Source organism: Fimbriimonas ginsengisoli Gsoil 348, assembly GCF_000724625.1.
Taxonomy (GTDB): Bacteria; Armatimonadota; Fimbriimonadia; order Fimbriimonadales; family Fimbriimonadaceae; genus Fimbriimonas; species Fimbriimonas ginsengisoli.
This window is the reverse complement of the sequence record NZ_CP007139.1, coordinates 371,940-390,173: the sequence shown is the minus strand read 5'-3', so window position 1 is coordinate 390,173 and position 18,234 is coordinate 371,940. Positions and strand designations below refer to the sequence as shown.

Annotated in this window: 14 protein-coding genes; 13 read left to right on the top strand and 1 reads right to left on the bottom strand. The window is 59.8% G+C overall.

Annotated features, from left to right (window positions below):
* The first annotated feature begins 12 nt into the window (after nt 1–12).
* Both OP10G_RS01860 and OP10G_RS01855 read left to right on the top strand, forming a co-directional pair.
* Nucleotides 13–1,266: a TlpA family protein disulfide reductase gene (locus OP10G_RS01860; protein WP_144240949.1), complete on the top strand. Its 1,254-nt coding sequence runs from the start codon at nt 13–15 to the stop codon at nt 1,264–1,266.
* 188 nt (nt 1,267–1,454) lie between these two features.
* Nucleotides 1,455–3,524 (top strand): alpha-galactosidase, encoded by a 2,070-nt coding sequence (locus OP10G_RS01855; RefSeq protein ID WP_025227587.1) that lies wholly within the window; start codon nt 1,455–1,457, stop codon nt 3,522–3,524.
* A gap of 375 nt (nt 3,525–3,899) precedes the next feature.
* Here the strand turns inward: OP10G_RS01855 and OP10G_RS01850 are convergent, their stop codons facing one another.
* Nucleotides 3,900–4,142, bottom strand: a complete 243-nt coding sequence (locus OP10G_RS01850) for a hypothetical protein (RefSeq protein ID WP_025227588.1) — start codon at nt 4,140–4,142, stop codon at nt 3,900–3,902.
* A 115-nt stretch (nt 4,143–4,257) separates the two neighbouring features.
* Between OP10G_RS01850 and OP10G_RS01845 the strand changes: the two genes are divergently transcribed.
* The 11 genes from OP10G_RS01845 to OP10G_RS01795 all read left to right on the top strand — a co-directional run bounded on the left by OP10G_RS01845 (nt 4,258) and on the right by OP10G_RS01795 (nt 18,232).
* Nucleotides 4,258–5,295, top strand: a complete 1,038-nt coding sequence (locus OP10G_RS01845) for a LacI family DNA-binding transcriptional regulator (RefSeq protein ID WP_025227589.1) — start codon at nt 4,258–4,260, stop codon at nt 5,293–5,295.
* Nucleotides 5,296–5,363: 68 nt separating this feature from the next.
* Complete coding sequence (locus OP10G_RS23780) at nt 5,364–6,230, top strand: prepilin-type N-terminal cleavage/methylation domain-containing protein (RefSeq protein ID WP_025227590.1); 867 nt, start codon at nt 5,364–5,366, stop codon at nt 6,228–6,230.
* A 65-nt stretch (nt 6,231–6,295) separates the two neighbouring features.
* Nucleotides 6,296–8,302 (top strand): alpha-galactosidase, encoded by a 2,007-nt coding sequence (locus OP10G_RS01835; protein ID WP_144240948.1) that lies wholly within the window; start codon nt 6,296–6,298, stop codon nt 8,300–8,302.
* Between the two features lie 103 nt (nt 8,303–8,405).
* Nucleotides 8,406–9,521 (top strand): GntR family transcriptional regulator, encoded by a 1,116-nt coding sequence (locus OP10G_RS01830; protein ID WP_158409113.1) that lies wholly within the window; start codon nt 8,406–8,408, stop codon nt 9,519–9,521.
* Nucleotides 9,522–9,558: 37 nt separating this feature from the next.
* Nucleotides 9,559–10,323, top strand: a complete 765-nt coding sequence (locus OP10G_RS01825) for a prepilin-type N-terminal cleavage/methylation domain-containing protein (protein WP_038472343.1) — start codon at nt 9,559–9,561, stop codon at nt 10,321–10,323.
* Between the two features lie 3 nt (nt 10,324–10,326).
* Nucleotides 10,327–10,596, top strand: coding sequence for a hypothetical protein (locus tag OP10G_RS01820; protein WP_025227594.1), 270 nt, complete (start codon nt 10,327–10,329; stop codon nt 10,594–10,596).
* Between the two features lie 52 nt (nt 10,597–10,648).
* Entirely contained in the window at nt 10,649–11,875 is a 1,227-nt protein-coding gene (locus OP10G_RS01815; RefSeq protein ID WP_025227595.1) for a glycosyl hydrolase family 28-related protein, read from the top strand.
* Nucleotides 11,876–11,951: 76 nt separating this feature from the next.
* Nucleotides 11,952–13,052: a glycoside hydrolase family 172 protein gene (locus OP10G_RS01810; RefSeq protein WP_025227596.1), complete on the top strand. Its 1,101-nt coding sequence runs from the start codon at nt 11,952–11,954 to the stop codon at nt 13,050–13,052.
* A gap of 106 nt (nt 13,053–13,158) precedes the next feature.
* On the top strand, nt 13,159–14,688 hold the full coding sequence (locus tag OP10G_RS01805) for a CHASE2 domain-containing protein (protein WP_025227597.1): 1,530 nt from the start codon (nt 13,159–13,161) through the stop codon (nt 14,686–14,688).
* 17 nt (nt 14,689–14,705) lie between these two features.
* Nucleotides 14,706–15,695, top strand: coding sequence for a hypothetical protein (locus tag OP10G_RS01800; RefSeq protein ID WP_144240947.1), 990 nt, complete (start codon nt 14,706–14,708; stop codon nt 15,693–15,695).
* 158 nt (nt 15,696–15,853) lie between these two features.
* On the top strand, nt 15,854–18,232 hold the full coding sequence (locus OP10G_RS01795; protein ID WP_158409112.1) for a tetratricopeptide repeat protein: 2,379 nt from the start codon (nt 15,854–15,856) through the stop codon (nt 18,230–18,232).
* Nucleotides 18,233–18,234 lie beyond the last annotated feature (2 nt).

Here is an 18,234-nt window from a genome sequence, read left to right as displayed (position 1 = left end):
GATCTCCAGAACATGAATAGAATCCACAGCCTCCTCCTCGCTTCGCTTGCCCTTTCGAGTTTTGCGCTCACGCAAACGGCGCGCGTCGATCCTAAGGTGGTGCTATCGCATATCCGGGCTATCCAGCAGGAGGCTCAGGAAAAGCAGAAGCGAGGCGAGGCGGTGAGCGAGCCGAAGACGCAGGCTCAGATCGATAAGGTCGTAGCCGATGCGATCTCTGGCGTGGACCCTAAAAAGGTGCCGGTGGAGGAATGCCGAGACTGGATGACCCTCTACCAATATGCCAAGCGCGACGCCGATGTCGCGACGGTAGCGGAGCGGGGGTACGCGCAACGCGCCTTCGACCTCATGGAGATGGATTCGTACATCGTGCGCCGGATGATCGACGAGGGGAAACTCACCGAAGCTTTGGGGCGGGTTCGAAATACCGGTTTCAGCGCCGGGCCGGCAATGGTGGGGCAATTCCAATTGGGCATCGCAAGGTCGCTTGCCGCTCAGGCTCCAAAGCATCTCAACGAAGTTCTGGCGATCTACGATGCCCTGATCGATCGGATCCACTTTGGCGCTCCGCTTTCCGATGCGGACCATTCCTGGGGCGCCGTCGCCTACGCGGCGATCTCCAGCGAGAAGTATGCCCTCCTCTACGACTCGGGCAAGAAGGAGCAGGCGCTGAAAGCCCTGAACCTTTTAGCCAAAGAGATGGCGAAGCATCCGGAGAGCAAAGACGCCTACTCGCAATCGGCCGCTTCTTACGTGGCCAAAACGATCGCCCGGCTCACCTCGCCGGACGGCCAAAGCTCCTTGCTCGGCCGCCCCGCTCCGGCGCTCGTAAGCGACCGATCGCTGGGCGGGCCGGCCTCCCTTGGCTCGCTAAAAGGAAAAGTCGTGGTGCTCGACTTCATGGCCCACTGGTGTGGGCCATGCAAACGTGCCCTCCCGGAACTCGCAAAACTGCAAGATAGGCTCGGCCCAAAGGGGCTGCAGATCGTGAGCCTCACCGGCTATTACGGCTACTTCGGAGCGCGCACGGGTCTCAAACCGGACGCCGAGTTCGCCGAGATGGGGCGCTTCGTTAAAGATTTCGGGATGGCTTGGCCGGTCTTATTCGACGCCACCGCCAAGAATAACTCGAACTATGCGGTCTCCGCGATCCCTCAGCTCGTCGTCATCGACCGAAACGGGATCGTTCGAAAAATAGAAGTGGGTTACGAACCCACGGAATTCGCGAAGACGGTCCGCCTTCTGGAAGATCTTACCGGCAAGTGACAGGCGGCCTCGGATTTATCGTTTGTCCGCATACGTAAAGCGGTATACCGTCGAGCGTGAATGTACAGCCGTACATCGGTAGAATCCCGAGCCATGACGCGTCGGCTTGGGATGTTCCTGTTGCAAATCCGCACGGCCGAGCCCCCGTTGCGGGACGGTGGACCTGAGCCGATACGGAAGGTGCTCGGGTGACCACGTCTGGGATAACCGGCGATCCGCAGCCGATCTGCGTCGAAACCGCCAATGCCGCGCTTGTATTTTATGTAGACGGCGAGGGGCGGCTGTTCCAAGGCGCCTTCGGCGCAAAGGGCGCCGACCTCGTCCAGGGTCAGCTCGCGTTTCCGGTCGCCGGGGATGGCTGGATCTTTGAACCGGCCCTGCGGGTAACCCACGCGGATGGCAACACCTCCACCGATCTTCGAGTGATCGCCAGCGAGACGGAAGGACCGGTCACCCGGATATCCCTCAAGGACCCGGAATACCCGCTTTTCGTCGACCTGCTCTTCCGAACCTCGCCGGACGAGGACGTTTTCGAGGCTTGGACGGAAGTTCGGCATTCCGAAAGCGGTGAGGTGCGCCTGGACCGGTTCGCGTCGTCGTCGCCCGACTTCGGCGGCGGCGATTTTTACCTGACCCAATTCCACGGCGACTGGGCCGACGAGATGAACATCCAGGAAGAGCCGCTAGGGTTTGGGATCAAGATCCTCGACTCGAAGCTCGGGGTGCGGGCCCACCAGTTTCGCAATCCATCCTTCCTGCTTTCGAAGGGAGGCCCCGCGATGGAGGATAGCGGGGAAGTGTTCGGAGGATCGCTGGCGTGGTCGGGCAGCTTCCAATTCGCGTTCGAGCGGTTACCGGACGGGCGCTTGCGAGGGCTTTGCGGGATGAACCCGTACGCCTCCGAATACCACCTTGAACCAGGGGAGAAGTTCGTCACCCCGCGGATGGTGTGGGGATGGAGCGCGAGTGGAACTGGCGCGCTGAGCCGGAATCTGCACCGGTGGACCCGCAAGAACGCGCTGCGGGACGGCGATCGTTCGCGGGCGATCTTGCTAAACAACTGGGAAGCGACCTACTTTAGCTTCGACTCCGAAAAGATTGTCTCGCTTTTCGACGGAGCCGTGGCGCTCGGGATGGAGCTTTTCCTGCTCGACGACGGCTGGTTCGGCCGCAAGTATCCCCGGGACGACGACTCGCAGGGACTGGGCGACTGGACGCCCGACCCCAAAAAGCTGCCCGACGGGATCGGGGAGCTGACGCAGAAGGCCCAGGAAAAAGGGATCCGTTTCGGCATTTGGCTGGAGCCGGAGATGGTGAACCCGCGCTCCGAGTTATACGAAAACCATCCCGACTGGGTCGTCCGGCAACCGAAGCGTCCGCCCGAATTACAGCGGAACCAGCTCGTGCTCGACCTCGCCAATCCGGAGGTCGAAGAGTATGTGTGCTCGTTGGTCGATCGAACGCTTAGCGAGAACCCGGGAATCTCCTACGTGAAGTGGGATTGCAATCGGTATCTCACCCAGCCCGGCTCGCCTTACCTGGGCAAAGAGCGGCAGACGCACCTGCAGATCGAGTACGTGTGGGCGCTGTACCGGGTCATGGACCGGCTGGCGAAGAGCCATCCGGATGTCGAAGTGATGATGTGCTCGGGCGGCGGCGCCCGGGTCGACTACGCCTCGCTCCGGTACGCGCAGGAGTATTGGCCGAGCGACATGACGGATCCTGCCCGCCGGATCTTTATCCAGTGGGGCTACTCCTTCTTCTTTCCCGCGATCGCCACTTCCAACCACGTGACGCTTGCCGGCGGCCACGGCATGAAGTTCGCGTTCGACGTCGCGATGAGTGGGCGGCTCGGCATGGACGTGGACGTCGATAATCTGTCGGCCGAGGATCGTGAATTCGCTACCCAGGCGATCGCCACGTACAAAGAGGTTCGGGACGTGGTGCAACTGGGCGACCAGTATCGTCTGGAGTCCCCGTACGCTGGCCCGCGTTCGTCGCTCATGTACGTGCTGAGGGACCGCGCGGTGCTCTTCGTGTATTCCCTGGGCGAATCGGCCGCCGCACCCTTACGTCTCAAAGGACTCGATCCTTCTCACCGATACCGTGTCCAAGAAATTAATCCCCCCAAGGGTGCGACCGGGTTAACGACGACTGTCGATGGGTCGACGTTGATGGGAGAGGGGCTTGGGGTGATGGCATTATCGCAATTCGGTAGCTTGGTATTCGAGCTACGAGCCGAGGAACTCGCCCCGTAGCGTCGGCGCCCTCGCCGATGATTCCCGTGTACCTTCGGTACACCGGGCGGCACACGTAGGTGCCGGCTACACGGCTTCGCCGTAAAGGTCAGGACACTGAGACACAACCTAATGCTAGGCAGTTTCTCTCGGCTGGGTCTACTTTATGATCCCCTTTGCGCCCTTTGCGAGAAACTGCAGAAAGGGATTTCTCGCAAAGAACGCAAAGATTGGGGAGTGTCGGTCGAAGAGAGTTGAACCGCAAAGGGCGCAAAGGGTGAGTTGCAAAATTGGTTGGCATTGGGCGGGGAACCCGCCGCTACGCCGCAGCGGCGGTCGCCCGAAATCAACCTCACAAATCACAAATCAAATATCAAACATCACTCTCCCGAGTCGTTAGCCGCCGGCGTTGATGCCGGCGATGGCTTGCTTTTTTTGGTCGGGCGACATGCCGGATTTTTGGATGGCGTCGATCTTGTCTTGTTTGGACCAGGTCGTCTTCTTTTCCGTAGCGGGGGGAGGGTCGGGGGGGCGGACGGCTCCGACGGGGGGCTTGGGCTCGGAGTCGCCGCAACCGGCGATGACCAGGGTGGCCGCGCATCCCAGTGCGAGTGTCTTCAAGAAAAGTTTTGCAGTCATTTTTTCCTTCTATCGTGGCCGGCGCCGTGCCCGCCGATCCGGGGCGACGAATCCGATATTTCTTCTGGAGCAAGCTTCATGCCGAAATCTCTTGTTCTCATGATACAATGAACACGTGTACAGAACGCGCGTACAATCACGAAGCGCAGGAAGGCCGACGAGGGACGATGTCGCGAAGCATGCGAATATCTCGGGCGCGACGGTTTCTCGCGTACTGAGCGGACGCACCGATCTTTCGATCTCGCCCGAGACCCGCGCCCGCGTTCTCGAGGCGGCCGAAAAGCTTGGATACCGCCCCAATCCTGCCGCGCGGGCGCTCACAAGCGGTCGCACTGGGCTCGTCGGTTTGTGGATGAGCTTCGACTACTCTCGCTATCGCGGCCAGGTTGTGGACCATCTTCGAACCGTCCTCTCGCAGACTGAGCTTGCGCTTGCGGTTACGGACGTCGATAAGGAATACACGACCGTGCACTCGTTCGATCGACCACTTCGCGTCCCGGTCGACGGGATCATCGCTTTCGATAATTCCGCCTCGATTGAGGCTTTCGCCCGGGAGCACGACCGGTTGGCGCCGAACATCCCGTTCGTGAGCATGGGCGCCTATTGGTCCGAAGCCCAGAGCTTCGTCGGCGTCGACCTTCGAGCCGGCGCGGACGAGGCGATGGAGCATCTCCTGTCCACCGGCCGCCGGCGAATCTCCTACATGGCGCCCTGGACCTCCGACCTGATCGACAGCGGCCCCCGTTACGAGGCGTACATCGGCAAGATGGGAGCCGCCGGATTACCGACGTCGACCATCGCCTTCGAGCGGGTTTCGTACGCCCTCATCAAAGAGGCGCTGGTTCAGCGCCACGACGCCGGCACGTTGCCGGAAGCGATCCTCTGCATGAACGACGACGTCGCGATCGCAGCGTCCTACGTCCTCGAGGGGCTTGGGGTGAAAACCGGGCAAGACGTGGCGCTCGTCGGGTTCGACGGGATCGAGGAGACCGAACATTGCCCGTGCCCGATTACCACGGTTCGGCAACCGGTGGAGGAGATGTGTTCGCTCACCTATCAGTTCCTCCAATCCCAGATGAACGACTCGACGGCGCCGCCGCGCCAGCGCATTTTGAAGCCTGAACTCGTCATTCGCGAATCAACCCGGGGCTAGCTCCGATAGACGCACTCATACATCATTTCCGCCTGCGCTAGGCGGCCCGACCTCAAAGAAGAGAATCCATGAAAAAAGCATTTACGCTCATCGAGCTGCTCGTGGTCATCGCCATCATCGCGATCCTGGCGGCAATCCTGTTCCCTGTTTTTGCCCAGGCGAAGGCCGCGGCGAAGCGGACCGCCGACCTTAGCAACGTGAAGAACCTCACCCTCGGAATGACGCTCTACGCGGGCGACTCCGACGACTGCGTTGCTCCGATCATGCAGGGCGACTGGACCTGGCCCCGCCACCAATATATCCTTTGGAAAGACGCGGTTCTGCCGTACATCAAGAACGGAGGACGCGCGGTCAAGGCCGACAACTCGGCGTACACCGCCGCCGGAGAGGGCGGGATCTTCCAGTCGCCCGGCTACGCGGGTGCGTGGGCTTCGATTCCCGAGGATCCGAACCTGCACGGGGACACCACCACCCGGTTCCCCCGCTCCTACTCCGTGAATATGTACGCGGGATACAACGAAGGCGGAAAAGGGACCTCCGGAATGTGGCCGTGGGCTGCCTGGTGGCCGTGGGAGACTCCCCATAACGTGGGTGGCAGCGGCTCCATGACGACGTTGGATAGTCCGGCGGGAACCATGATGATCGGCCCCACTCGCGACCCTTACCCGAACCTTTACGCTCATCAGCTCTGCTACGGCTGCGGCGGCGGAAACGACTGCGACACGAGAGATCCGGGCGTAACGGTGGTGCGAAGCGTTGGGAACAAGCTCCTGAACGTCGGATTCTTCGACGGCCACGCGAAGGCGATCAATGCTTATAAGTCGCTGGACGACGACGTTTGGGACGTGTTCAAGAACCCGGACTACGACGTCAGCGGCTGGCCAGGCAAAGAGCAGATCAAGGCGTACATGCGCGGCTACAAAGAGTGGCAGTAGTCTGATCGGTTGAAACAAAGCGGGGATGCCATTTTCCCAGGCAGCCCCGCTTCTTACTCATGTATTTGTCTCTCGCCTTGCTCGTCGCCGGATTCCCTTTCGTGTCGTTGAAGGGAGAGCAAACGGTGGTTGGCAACGGCAGGGTTACGCTCTCGATCGACCAGGTAAGCGGCCGGTACTCGCTGCGATTCGGCAAATCCGCTGCTATTGAGGCAGCGGCCGGTGAGGCCCGCCTCGGGGCCGGGCCGGTTCGGTCGACTACCGATTATCCCCGACACGAGATCGCGGGCGGCGACGTAGAGCGGATCCGCGACGCTTTCGGGCGGGGGCTGCGGGTCACGGTGCACCATCGAGGGCTGGGCGCCTCGGAGCTGAGGCAGATCTTTTGGGTTTATGAATCTCGGCCGGAAGCGTTTGTACAAATTCAGCTGGTCGACGGCGAGCCAGCAGGCTCGAATTACCTGGCCCCGCTGGTCACCGAGACGCCGGTCCATCTCGAGCATCGAGCGCCCTTGAATTCGTTGTTCGTCCCTTACGACAACGACATGTACTTCCGCTATCGCTCGGACGGCTGGGGTGAGAAAGACGGGAGCTACGAAGTCGGGGCGCTGTACGACGACGCGTCGCGACACGGTTTGGTGGTCGGTTCCGTCGAACACGACACCTGGAAGTCGGCGGTTAGGTTCAAGAGAGACGGCGGGCTTCGCGCTTTCGCCGGCGTGGCTAGCAAATACACCCATGACAGTCAGCCGCACGGCACGGTGACCGGCAAGGTCGTAAGCTCGCCCCGAATGGTCGTCGGCTTCTACGACGAGTGGCGAGCCGGACTGGAGCGGTTCGGCGAGCTCAATGCCCTCGTCAAACCTGCGCTCGGGTGGAAGGGAAGCGTCCCGTTCGGCTGGAACTCTTGGTCCGGACACAAGAACAAAGTGACGGCGAAAGACGCCGACGCGGCGACCGAGTTCCTCCAGAAGGAGCTGCCCGGATTCCGAAGCGGGGGCATCGCGTACATCAATTTCGATTCGTACTGGGACAACCTCACCCGCGACCAGCGTGTCGCCTTCGTTCGCAAAGCGCACGCGGCCGGTTTGAAGGCGGGCATCTATTGGACCCCCTTCACGGGCTGGGGAGGGCTCGAGCGAACGGAGGGGAAGTACACCTTCCGCGACATGACGATCAAGGACGCGAAGGGCGAGCCGCTGCCGATGCTCGACGGCGGCTGGCCGCTCGATCCGACGCACCCGGCGACCCTGGCCCGAATCGACCGCGAGCTCAAGGATTTCGTCGACCAGGGATTCGACTACGTCAAGCTCGATTTCCTGAGCCATGGCGCCTTGGAGGGGCGGCACTTCGATCCGAAAATCGAGACCGGAACCCAGGCTTATGCGGTGGGGATGCAGCGGATCGTCGACGATCTTTCCCCCAAGCGGATCGGACGCCCGTTCTTTATCAGCCTCAGCATCGCGCCGATGTTCCCGCACGGATACGGCCACAGCCGCCGAATCTCTTGCGATGCTTTCGCTAATATCGGGGCGAGCGAATATCTTTTGAACTCCACCAGCTACGGCTGGTGGCCGGGTGGCCGGCTCTATAGATTCAACGACCCGGACAGCGCTTGCGTCTATCAGACGCTCGACGAGTCGCCAGTCACCGAGGCCGAAGCGAGGACCCGCTTCACCGCCTCTGTCATCTCGGGCGGTTTGATGATGGAGGGCGACAATCTAACCAATCCCCGCGCTCGGGACCGAGTCAAGCGGATCTTCTCGAATCGTGAGATCCTGGATCTCGCCCGCCGAACACCGGGCTTCCGCCCCGTCGACGGCGACACGGGCTCAAACGCGGGCGACGCGTTCGTCTGGTCTCATGGGGCGGGCTTGTATCTCGCCGTCTTCAATTTCGACCCAATTCACCCGAAGCGGCGAACGATTCCGCTCGCCCGCCTCGGCCTCCGCGGAGCTCGGTGGAAGGTGCACGATCTGTGGACGGGATCCGATCGCATGATCGACGGAGATCCGGTGCTTCAACTGGCGCCGATGGATAGCGCCTTGGTCTACCTATCGGCGGCCAAGTAACCCGATTGGTTGTCTGATGTCTAATTCAGACACAAAGTGCGTGGCCTAAGATTATCCCGAAATTAAGTTGTCTGATGTCTGACGACTGATGTATAGTGTCGTTGTGTCAGTTGACCGAATTGGATCGTTAAGCAAGCCCCAGCTTTTGAGAAGCGCCCTACTGGACTCCCTGAAAGATGGCAGCTTCAAGGTGGGAGATCGTTTCCCGTCGGAGCCGGAGCTGATCACCCGTTACGGGGTGAGCCGGGCGACGGTTCGAGAGGCGATCATCTCTCTCGAGCAAGAAGGATGGCTGCGGCGGCTGCAAGGGAAGGGAACGTTCGTCAGCGAGCGACCTAAAGTGCACCGAACGGTCGCGGTGATCGCGCCTTATCTGTACGCCAACGACTCTCCCGACTTCCGAGCCGGAACCGACGTGATTCCGCTCCTCATGCAGTCGATCGAGCATCACGCTCGAAAGAAAGGGGTCAGCATTTCGCTCTATCTCGACAACCTCGAAGTCGAGACCGAGCGGGAGAACCTGCTAAACGTGGTCGAGCGAGGGGTCGACGCCGTCCTCATGATCTACATCGGCGGCCCCGCCAACTTGGACTGTCTGGAGAAGATCCGCGCGGCAAATATTCCGCTCGTCCTGTTCGACCGGTACATCGAAGAGCTTCCCATCGACGCGGTGGCCAGCGACAACCAACTCGGCGCCTACCGGGCGACGATGCGGCTACTGGACGAGGGGGTGTCCTCGGTCGCCTACATTACCGGCCCTATCGACAGCACCGTCCTGCGCGATCGCCGACAGGGATATCTCGACGCGATGGCCGAGCGAGGGATCGCCGCAAGCGTCCTGGAACTTCGCCAGGACCTGGGCGAGGGGGTCGATCGGTCGAACTATGACCGAACCTACGACCTCGTAAGGCAACTCCGTTTTCCCACCGCCATCTTCTCGGCCGACGCCACTCGCCTCGCGGTGATCTCGCAGATCGTCGAGGAGATGGGGGTTCCCAGAAGCGACTACGCGCTCGGCTGCTTCGACGAGCCGTACCTCAACCCTCCCGAGGACCTCATGTTGGTGAAGGTTCTCCAGCCACTCCGCGAGATCGGCCGCAATGCCGTCGATTTGACCTTGGGACGAATCGAAGGGAGGTCCGACGCTCCCGCCCGACTCCTCCTGCCTCCGGAGATCCTCGTCACAGGGGCCTGGACTCAAGCCCTCATCGGCTCGTAAGTCACGGCCCGCCTATTTTCTCGCTGTGGAGAAATTCATGCAACGTAAAGCATTTACCCTTATCGAACTCTTAGTCGTGATCGCCATCATCGCGATCCTCGCCGCCATCCTTTTCCCGGTTTTCGCCCAGGCCAAACAGGCCGCCAAGTCGATCACCTGCATCTCGAACGAGAAGCAGATCGGGCTGTCGTTCCAGATGTACCTCGGCGACAACGACGACTCGTTGCCCGTCGTCTACTACCAGGACTCCCAAGACGCACAGGACTGGACCGGCGAGCTCGCCAGCGGATTCTGGGCGCCTAACGGACCCACTCAGATCGCCTACGCCAAGACCCACTCGATTCGAGCCCTGTTCAATCCGTACGTGAAGAACGACGGAGTGTGGAAGTGCCCCAGCGACAGCAGCACGGACCTGACGTACAAGCAAAGCTCTTGGTTTACGAGCTACCCGTACCGCTTTTACATGTTCTACACGTGGAGCGGAGCGGCGAGCGGCGACCAGAAGAACCGGACCTACAACCTCTCGAGTTTCCAAAAGCCGGCGAACACGTGGATATTCAACGAGGCGGTCCCCTACCACGACCTTCGATCCCAGCCCAATATCCCGGCCGGATACGCCGGGTGCTGCTGGCAGCCCAATGTAAAGATGAACTTCATCTTCATGGATGGTCACGCCAAGTCGCACGCCATCGACCAGGCGATCGGCCACGGCTTCTGGCCCTACCCGCCGTTCATTTCTTACGATAAGAACTGGCCGCGGAAAGGATGGGATGGCGGCTGGCCGATTGAGGATACGGACTAAACCATGAAAAAGCCGATTCCCACCTGGGCTCTGGTCGCATCCGTTCTCGTGGCGGTCGGATTCGTGGCCGCGCTCTTCGCGAAAGCGGGGAGCGCGGGCGATGCCAGTAAGGACGAGTTGACCCTGCTTAGGAGCAATCAACGCAAGTTCGCCTCCGGCGGACAACCGGGTCCGGCTCCGGCGACGGCCTCACGGGGTGAGATGCCGCCGCTCGCCGGTCCTGGGGCGCCGCCGGGAGGCGTCGACGCGTCCGCCGCTTCGGACGGAAGATAGTCTAAGAACCGGGGCTGGACATGCCCAGCCCCCCAGCCTAATCGATCTCATCATGTTTTACGCCCTCTCACTTTTGACGGTCCTCGGCCCCGCCACACTCGACGTCGCCTCGTTCGGGGCCAAGGGGGATGGACGAACGGATAACACCAAGGCGTTCCAGGCCGCCCTGGATGCCGCGGCCAAGCAAAACGTCGCCGTGTTCGCGGGCTCCGGAAACTATCGGTTCGCGGGGACGCTCAACGTTCCGAAGGGGGTGACCTTGAAGGGGTCGTGGGAGTCGGTGCCGAGCCACAACGGCATCCGGAACCCGGATCTTCCCAAGCCGACCGACGGCGGCACGACTTTTTTGATCGAAGGGGGCGAGGGAACGGAGGCGGGCGCGTTTCTCACTCTGAACACCAACTCGACGGTGAAGGGAGTGGTCTTCTACTATCCGAAGCAGGATCCCAAGGCGATTCCCAAGCCGTACCCTTGGGCGATCGCGATGCGGGGCAAGAACCCGGCCGTCCTCGACGTCGAACTCCTCAACCCTTACAACGGCATCGACGCGAGTGCCAATGAGCGGCACCTGATCCGCAACGTCAGCGGCCAACCGCTTCGTCGCGGAATCTTCGTCGACGCCATCTATGATATCGGGCGGATCGAGAACGTCCATTTCAATCCGTGGTGGAGCGTCTCCGACAAGCTGCTCGACTGGCAACGCACGTACGGCGAGGCTTTCATCTTCAGCCGGACCGACTGGCAGTACGTCCTTAACACGTTCGCCTTCGGCTACGGAGTCGGTTATCGGTTCATGGAATCGAAAGATGGCGCATGCAACGGCAACTTCCTGGGAATCGGCGCGGACGACTGCAACGTGGCGGTGAAAGTCGAGCAAGCTGCCCCGTTTGGTCTGCTGATCACCAACGGGGAATTCACCTCGTTCCATGGCGCCAGTCCGACGCAAGTCGTCGTCTCGCCGGCGAACACCGGCGTCGTCCGCTTCTCCAACTGCGCCTTCTGGGGCCCGTGCGATCGAATCGCCGACATCGCCGGTACCGGAACGGTCGGCTTCGGAGACTGCACCTTTGTTCAGTGGGACGGCCGCAACAAGGGTTTAGCCGCCATCCGGGCCACCGGTGGCTCCATCCTCGTGCGGGGATGCGAGTTCCGGGAGGATAAGGAGCACGTGGCGATCGAGGCCGGAGTCAAACGGGCGATCCTCACCGACAACCTTTCGCCGAAGAAGCTTCGCATGAAGATCGCCGATCCGTCGGTGGTCAAGACCGACGCGCCTTGACCAGTCGACCGGGCTATTCTCCGGATTATTTCGCGTTTGATTGTTATAGATCGCGCTTGAGAGATATAGTCGCTCTATGTCGCAATTCGACGGTTTGGGTCTCCATCTCGGCAACCTGTCTCGGCTCTCTAAGGCAAAAACCCGCTCCATTTCGCCCGAGAATTTCAAAGGCGAGAAAGGGAAGGGCGGGATGGCGACGGAGGGGACGGGAGAGCGTTGCGCGCGGGACCTCGGGCGAGGATGGAAGATCTCTCCAAGCGTTCGGATCGCGGCCGGCACGACGTTCGAGATTGCCGACATCGAGGGTCCGGGGGCGATCCAGCAGATTTGGATGACGCCGACCGGCGTCTGGCGCGACTCGATCATCCGGTTCTATTGGGACGACGAGGAAACGCCGTCGGTCGAGTGCCCGGTCGGCGATTTCTTCGCGTGCGGATGGGGCAAGTACGCGCAGGTGACGTCGCTCGCGATTTGCGTCAATCCCGGAAGCGCGTTCAACTGCTATTGGGAAATGCCGTTCCGGAAGCGATGCCGGATCACGATGGAGAACCGGGGCGAGGACATGGTGCTGTACTACCAGGTCAATTACACCCTTACCGAAGTGCCGGAGGATGCCGCCTATTTCCACGCGCAGTTCCGCCGAACGAACCCGCTTCCGTACAAGGACGACTACACAATCTTAGACGGAGTACGCGGCCAAGGTCAGTTCGTCGGCACCTACATGGCCTGGGGAGTGAACAATAACGGCTGGTGGGGCGAGGGTGAGATCAAGTTCTTCATGGACGGAGACGGCGAGTTTCCGACCATCTGCGGCACCGGCACCGAGGACTACTTCTGTGGTTCGTACGACTTCGATGTGAAGGTGAAGAACGAGGCCGGGGTCGAATCGATCGAATACCGGGAATTCACCACGCCGTACGCGGGCCTGCCTCAGGTGATCCGGGGAGACGGCCACTACCAGGTGCAGCAGCGCTTCGGAATGTACCGGTGGCACATCATGGACCCGGTTCGGTTCGAGGAGGACCTGCGCGTCACCATCCAAGCCCTCGGCTGGCGCTCCGGCGGTCGTTACCTGCCCCTGCAAGACGACATCGCCTCCGTCGCCTTCTGGTACCAAGCCGAACCCCACGCCCCCTTCCCACCCCTTCCGGATCGGGATAGCCTAGAGATCGTGTAGTGCCGCCTTCCAAGGCGGCATCTTCTCCAGTGTCCCCCCGGCTTCCAGCCGGGTCCGTGATGCTGCGTTTGAAAGGGTATGACGCCGGCTCATGTAACATTCTCATGTGAGCGCGCCCAAAGGAAAAAAGAAACGGACGCCGGCTCGAAAGTCCCCTCCTCCAAAGAAGCCGGAGGCGGCGATTGTCCAACCTGTTCAAAAGATCCCGTTTAAGAGTTCGCCGCCGAAAAAGAAGGAGAAGGTTCCAAGATGGCTTCGGAAAGCCCTCGTGATCGCCACTCTGGCATTCGGCATCGACCAACTTTGGTTGGCCAAACAGCCTTGGCACGACGATTTGCCCATGAGCGGGTATGCGTACGAGCAAAAACAGCTTCAGGAACGATACGTGGCCAGTGGAGAAAAACCGGGGGTCATCGTCTTCGATGTCACAAACGTTTTCCCTAGTTCAGAAACCGAATTCAGCGACACCGGGTCGGTCGAGAATGTCGACCGTGACGTCAAACTCAGTCAAGTTGGTCTTTCGCGCCTGCTCGCCTCGATGAGCGCGTGGCATCCTCGAGCGATCGTCGTAGATTGGAATCTCGCTCCCCGTGACCCAGAGATCAATACTCCTTCTCGTCAACGAACCGAACTCTATTCGACGATTCAAAGGCTTAACGATGCCGGAACGCCGGTATTTTTTGTCGATAACTACTCGCAGACGCTCGCCGACGTCGCCCGAAGGTTTCCCGCTACCAGCCTTCGAAGTCGAGCTGTCACGATGGCAGTGCCGTCTCCGCTGATCGGGCCGTATCACTCAGGTGGCCAGGCAGAGCCGTACCGAGAACTGCCCCCTCTTGCCGTCGCGCTTGTGCAATTCCTGAATCGAGACTCCCAGCCGGAGGCCATCTGGAAATCTGCCGGCTGGGGCCTTTCCACGGAAATTGAAGACGAGAAGTCTTATTGGATTAACTTCGAGGCTCTTCCTGTAATTCTGGTAGAGAGCCTTGAACTTTCCCGATTGCAGGGTGAAACCCCTTATTTCGAGCCGCCGGGTACCGCTGGTCCCGAATTCTCGGATCAGATGCGTGCCGGCAAGATGCTTTCCGGCAAGGTTGTGCTTATTGGGGACCTTGTCAGGCCTACCGCTTCCGATCGGGCGATTATTCCCGTCGCAAGTAACCTAGCCCCCGGCGCTGGTCTGGCCACGGCCGATTGGAACGAGGCCGCGCACGCTGGCGTTCTCCACCACGCCTGCGCGATCCATACGCTGCTTGGCCATCGCCTTCGCAGCTTTTCCGGTTGGATACCCGAATTATCGTTCGTCCTCATCTGGTCGCTTATGTGGGCTGCGATATGTCGCTTGGCCGCTTTCTGCATGAGATTGGGCAAGGAGGACGCCGAGACCGAGCTTCAGCGTCTTACCCTTGAACTTACGGTAGTGACCCTTTTTGGAAGCCTCGCCCTTCTTGCCCTCGCTGGTCGGGCGGATTTACACGGGATCCTCATCCCTGTGGTGCCGGCCCTTGTCATTGCAAACATCGTCGAAGCCGTTATCAATGCCTTTGCTTCGGTAAGGGAGGTCGCGGAGCACCGTCGATATCACAATTCGTTATCCGATGACCCACCAGGAGCGAAGCCTCTCAAGCCAGCGTGACGTACCATAAGTTGTTCATGTCATTGATCGCCCTTGCCGTTGCGGTGCAATTAGCCGTTCCCAAGCAATCGACTCCACAAACCGTCGGATATGTCGCCGACTTTTCCGGAAACGTGGCGCTCGTTCCGATGCTCGGCGCCAAAAAAGTGTTGCAGGAGTCGGATAAGGCGCACGCCTTAAGGCTTCATCCGGATGACGTGGTTAAATCCGGGGACGAGTCGGAGGCTTTTCTCGTCGTCTACGGGCGTCGGCAATATGTGAAGCCCGGCGGCACCTACCGCGTACCACCTGAAGATCCGCGCGTCGGAAAGCCCATATCGGGCCCCGCCTCCTTTGGCCGAAAACAAGGCCCCGCGACGAAGTTGCCTTACGAGTCGCTTGCGCTCTTTACGTATCAAGGAGCTCGCCCGACGAATGCGAAGGTTCCCGTCCCGACTATCGCGCTGACGTCGAACGGCGAGTTGCCGCTAGTGTGGGTTGCCGATTCGAAGGTCCGCGAAGTGCGGTTTGCTCTTACTATCGGAAGTTCGACGAAAGTTGAATCCACAGTCTTCGAGTCGCGATTGAACAGCTTGCCCGATCTTCCATTCGGAGCCGGCTTGAGCCCTGAGCTCGGACGCGCGCTAATAGAAGCCTCGACGAATGAAGAATTGCCCGTAACCGTTACGTTATCGGACCGATCCGGCAATCTTCCACCGAACGTAACGACGTGGGTTCTTCCCCGGAACTCCCAACTCCGCGAACAAATGAAGCGGTCCCAAGCACCCGCCAAAACGACCAGTTTCGATGTCTTCGACGAAGCCGTTAGCCGGACCGAGTCGCCTGTCGATCTTCCGGGTATGCGGGCGTGGCTGGTTTATCGCTATTGGCGCGAGCACTCCGACCGATTTGTCAGCTTGGGCATGCTGCATTACCTGGCGGTCGACTTTCGGTTCGACCGACTTCAATACGATTTGCTTCAAGTCTTGAAGTCTCGCGAAGTACCTGAAGAAGGAGGCTCCCAATGACTGTCACTCTTGCACTCGCTACGCTGGCCCTGTCCGACGTTGCCATCAAGCCGATTGACTACGGCGGGACGCATTTTTACCGCACGTCCCATGCCCTCTGCATCGCCGACGACGTCGGACCCAACGGCGAAAGTGCTTTCGGCAATTCTGTCCGAACCTTGGCCGCTGACCTCATCGACCGATGCGGGTTTCCCCGCGAAAACGTCGTCGTCTTAGACCGCGGGCAAGCCACCGCTACGCGAATCCGACAGGAACTCGAGAGGCTTGAAGATCCCCGACGAGTCCAGGCGAACGACCGAGTCTTCATTGCCCTCGCGCTCCATGGCGAGGTTGACTCCGGATCCGGATTCTTCTTAGGTGCCACTCCCACCAAGAATGCCACGCATCGGACCAACCCGGACGACTACGTACCCATGGCAGCAGTTCGAGATATCGTGCTTAAGGGAATTCCGGCGAAGCACGTGATGCTTGTTTCAGATGCTTGCTACGCCGGTTCGATCGTCGACGAAGGAGTTGGTGTCCCCTCTCCGAACGCTTCTGTAAAAGACCAGGCCCAACTACCCTTCCGGGCCATCTGGGCGGGGACTGACGCAGTATCTGCTGCGATCACTAACGATAGTCTTAAGTCGACTAGGTTTCTCGGTCGTCTCTCTTCTGAGCTCGAATTTCTCACCAAGTACAAACAAGGCTGGGTAACGGCCAAGGACTTATTCGGACGAGCCCGCTCGGAGATTGCCCTCCCCTGGACACCCGTAGCCCGGGGATCTTTTCTCTTCGCCGTACCCAAGAGTGCACTTTATGACGAGCAGGAGACGCTGGCAGATACCGTCAACGACGCTCGCCTCCAGAGCAGCCTTGAAATCTGCAACGAAAAGCTTCTCCGGATTAAGGCGCTTCAGGTCTTGTTAGCGCTCGTAGATGAGAAGAAAGCCCCACTCGACCATGCTCGAATTCTTGGAGAGCTTGGCTCTGCCTATTTCGATACGGCCAAAGGGTCGGACGCCAATGCCGCGCTTGCGATCGGCATATATCGGTCGGTCATTCCATTCATGCGTTCACATGGGCAAGCAGAGCTAGCGGCAAGAGCCCTTGCCAATCTCGGTTCGATGTATTCCATGTTGGGCGGCCCGGGCGACCCGGCTCGGGCGATCGACTGCATGAAGGAAGCCCAAAGATACTACACGAGGGAAAGTCACCCTCTCGAGTGGGCTCGTACCCAAGCCACATTCGCTAAAGCCGTCGCTCAAAGCCAAAGTTCTTCGTCCGAAGCAGCGCGAATAGCTGCCCCTATGCTAACCCAGGCGATCGAGTTGGCTCGGAACAAGGTTTCTTCGAACGAGTTGGCAATCATGCTCAACGAGTTGGGAATCTTGCTGGTTAACGTCGACGACACGCAAGCCGCGAGTTGCTTTGAATCTGCTCTGGCGATTGTCTCAGAACGGAATGACGCCGAGTTTTGGGCAAAGCTTCAAAACAGCCTTGGCCGAGCACTAAAAGGTATCAAAGCCCTTCCGCACCACCGGGCCGCGCTCACCGTTTTTACCGAAGACTCCTTTCCTGAAGCTTGGGCCTACACTCAGTTTTTCCTCGCTGAAGCATTATTCGATAGTCCAACCGGGGATTCCGAATCCAATTCGGAGGAGGCCATACGTGGACTTCGAAAGGCACTTCCCCATATTCATAGGGAAACGGATCAAATAACATGGACTTCTTGTCGCGTGTTGTTGGCTGACTGTTTGATACGGCGCCCGATGTTTGACTTGAAAGCGGCAAACGAAAGCATGACCGAAGCCGATCATCTGCTTAGTGAAGTGGAAAGCGGTATGGACAAAGATCGCGAACCAGAACCCTGGGCGCACGCTCACGTCGTGACGAGCCGTCTGCTCATGCTTCAGGGAAAAAAGGTGGAGGCCGTCGCCGCCGCTCAGCAGGCACTTGCCGCACTATCGGAGGAAAAGAACCCGATTCCATGGATGATGACGCAACTTCAGCTGGGCGAAGTACTGGCCAAATCCGCTTCGCCGAGGTCCCAACAGACCATGGCCCCTGCGGTCATCGCGATGAGAGCGGCCCAGAGTGTAGCCAATCGGCTTGGCAACAAAGACGTGATCGCTTATGCGTCCCTTCTCCTTGCGAGCATCCAAGCGTCCTACCCCGAGGGGTACGAAGCGGCCCGCCAAGATTGTCTCAAGGCGCTGTCCTACTACACGAGGGAGTCCCACCCGCGAAACTGGGTCGCGGCCAAATCTATGGAGGGCTTTATCTGGTTTTGGAGCGGTGAAAATACCGCTCACCAGAGAGAATCCGACGAAAAAGCCATCCAATGTCACCTCGAAGCTCTAGCCGCAGTGGAGGAGAACAGTGAATCGGCTGCGTTAATCCACTTCAACCTTGGGCAAGTCTATTTGGATCTTAGCGACTTTAAGAATGCCCGTGAGCACTACACGTTGGCCCGCGATATTGCCAAACGACTTGGCTATAACCCTACCATTGTAGAAAGAGCCGAATCCGAGTTGCGCCGCATCAAATCAACGTAGCC

Bases quoted from the DNA above. Each gene is read 5' to 3' on its own strand.
- OP10G_RS01810 (WP_025227596.1), top strand. From the start codon at position 11,952: ATGTCGCAATTCGACGGTTTGGGTCTCCATCTCGGCAACCTGTCTCGG.
- OP10G_RS01815 (WP_025227595.1), top strand. From the start codon at position 10,649: ATGTTTTACGCCCTCTCACTTTTGACGGTCCTCGGCCCCGCCACACTC.
- OP10G_RS01820 (WP_025227594.1), top strand. From the start codon at position 10,327: ATGAAAAAGCCGATTCCCACCTGGGCTCTGGTCGCATCCGTTCTCGTG.
- OP10G_RS01800 (WP_144240947.1), top strand. From the start codon at position 14,706: ATGTCATTGATCGCCCTTGCCGTTGCGGTGCAATTAGCCGTTCCCAAG.
- OP10G_RS23780 (WP_025227590.1), top strand. From the start codon at position 5,364: ATGAAAAAAGCATTTACGCTCATCGAGCTGCTCGTGGTCATCGCCATC.
- OP10G_RS01860 (WP_144240949.1), top strand. From the start codon at position 13: ATGAATAGAATCCACAGCCTCCTCCTCGCTTCGCTTGCCCTTTCGAGT.
- OP10G_RS01850 (WP_025227588.1), bottom strand. From the start codon at position 4,142: ATGACTGCAAAACTTTTCTTGAAGACACTCGCACTGGGATGCGCGGCC.
- OP10G_RS01825 (WP_038472343.1), top strand. From the start codon at position 9,559: ATGCAACGTAAAGCATTTACCCTTATCGAACTCTTAGTCGTGATCGCC.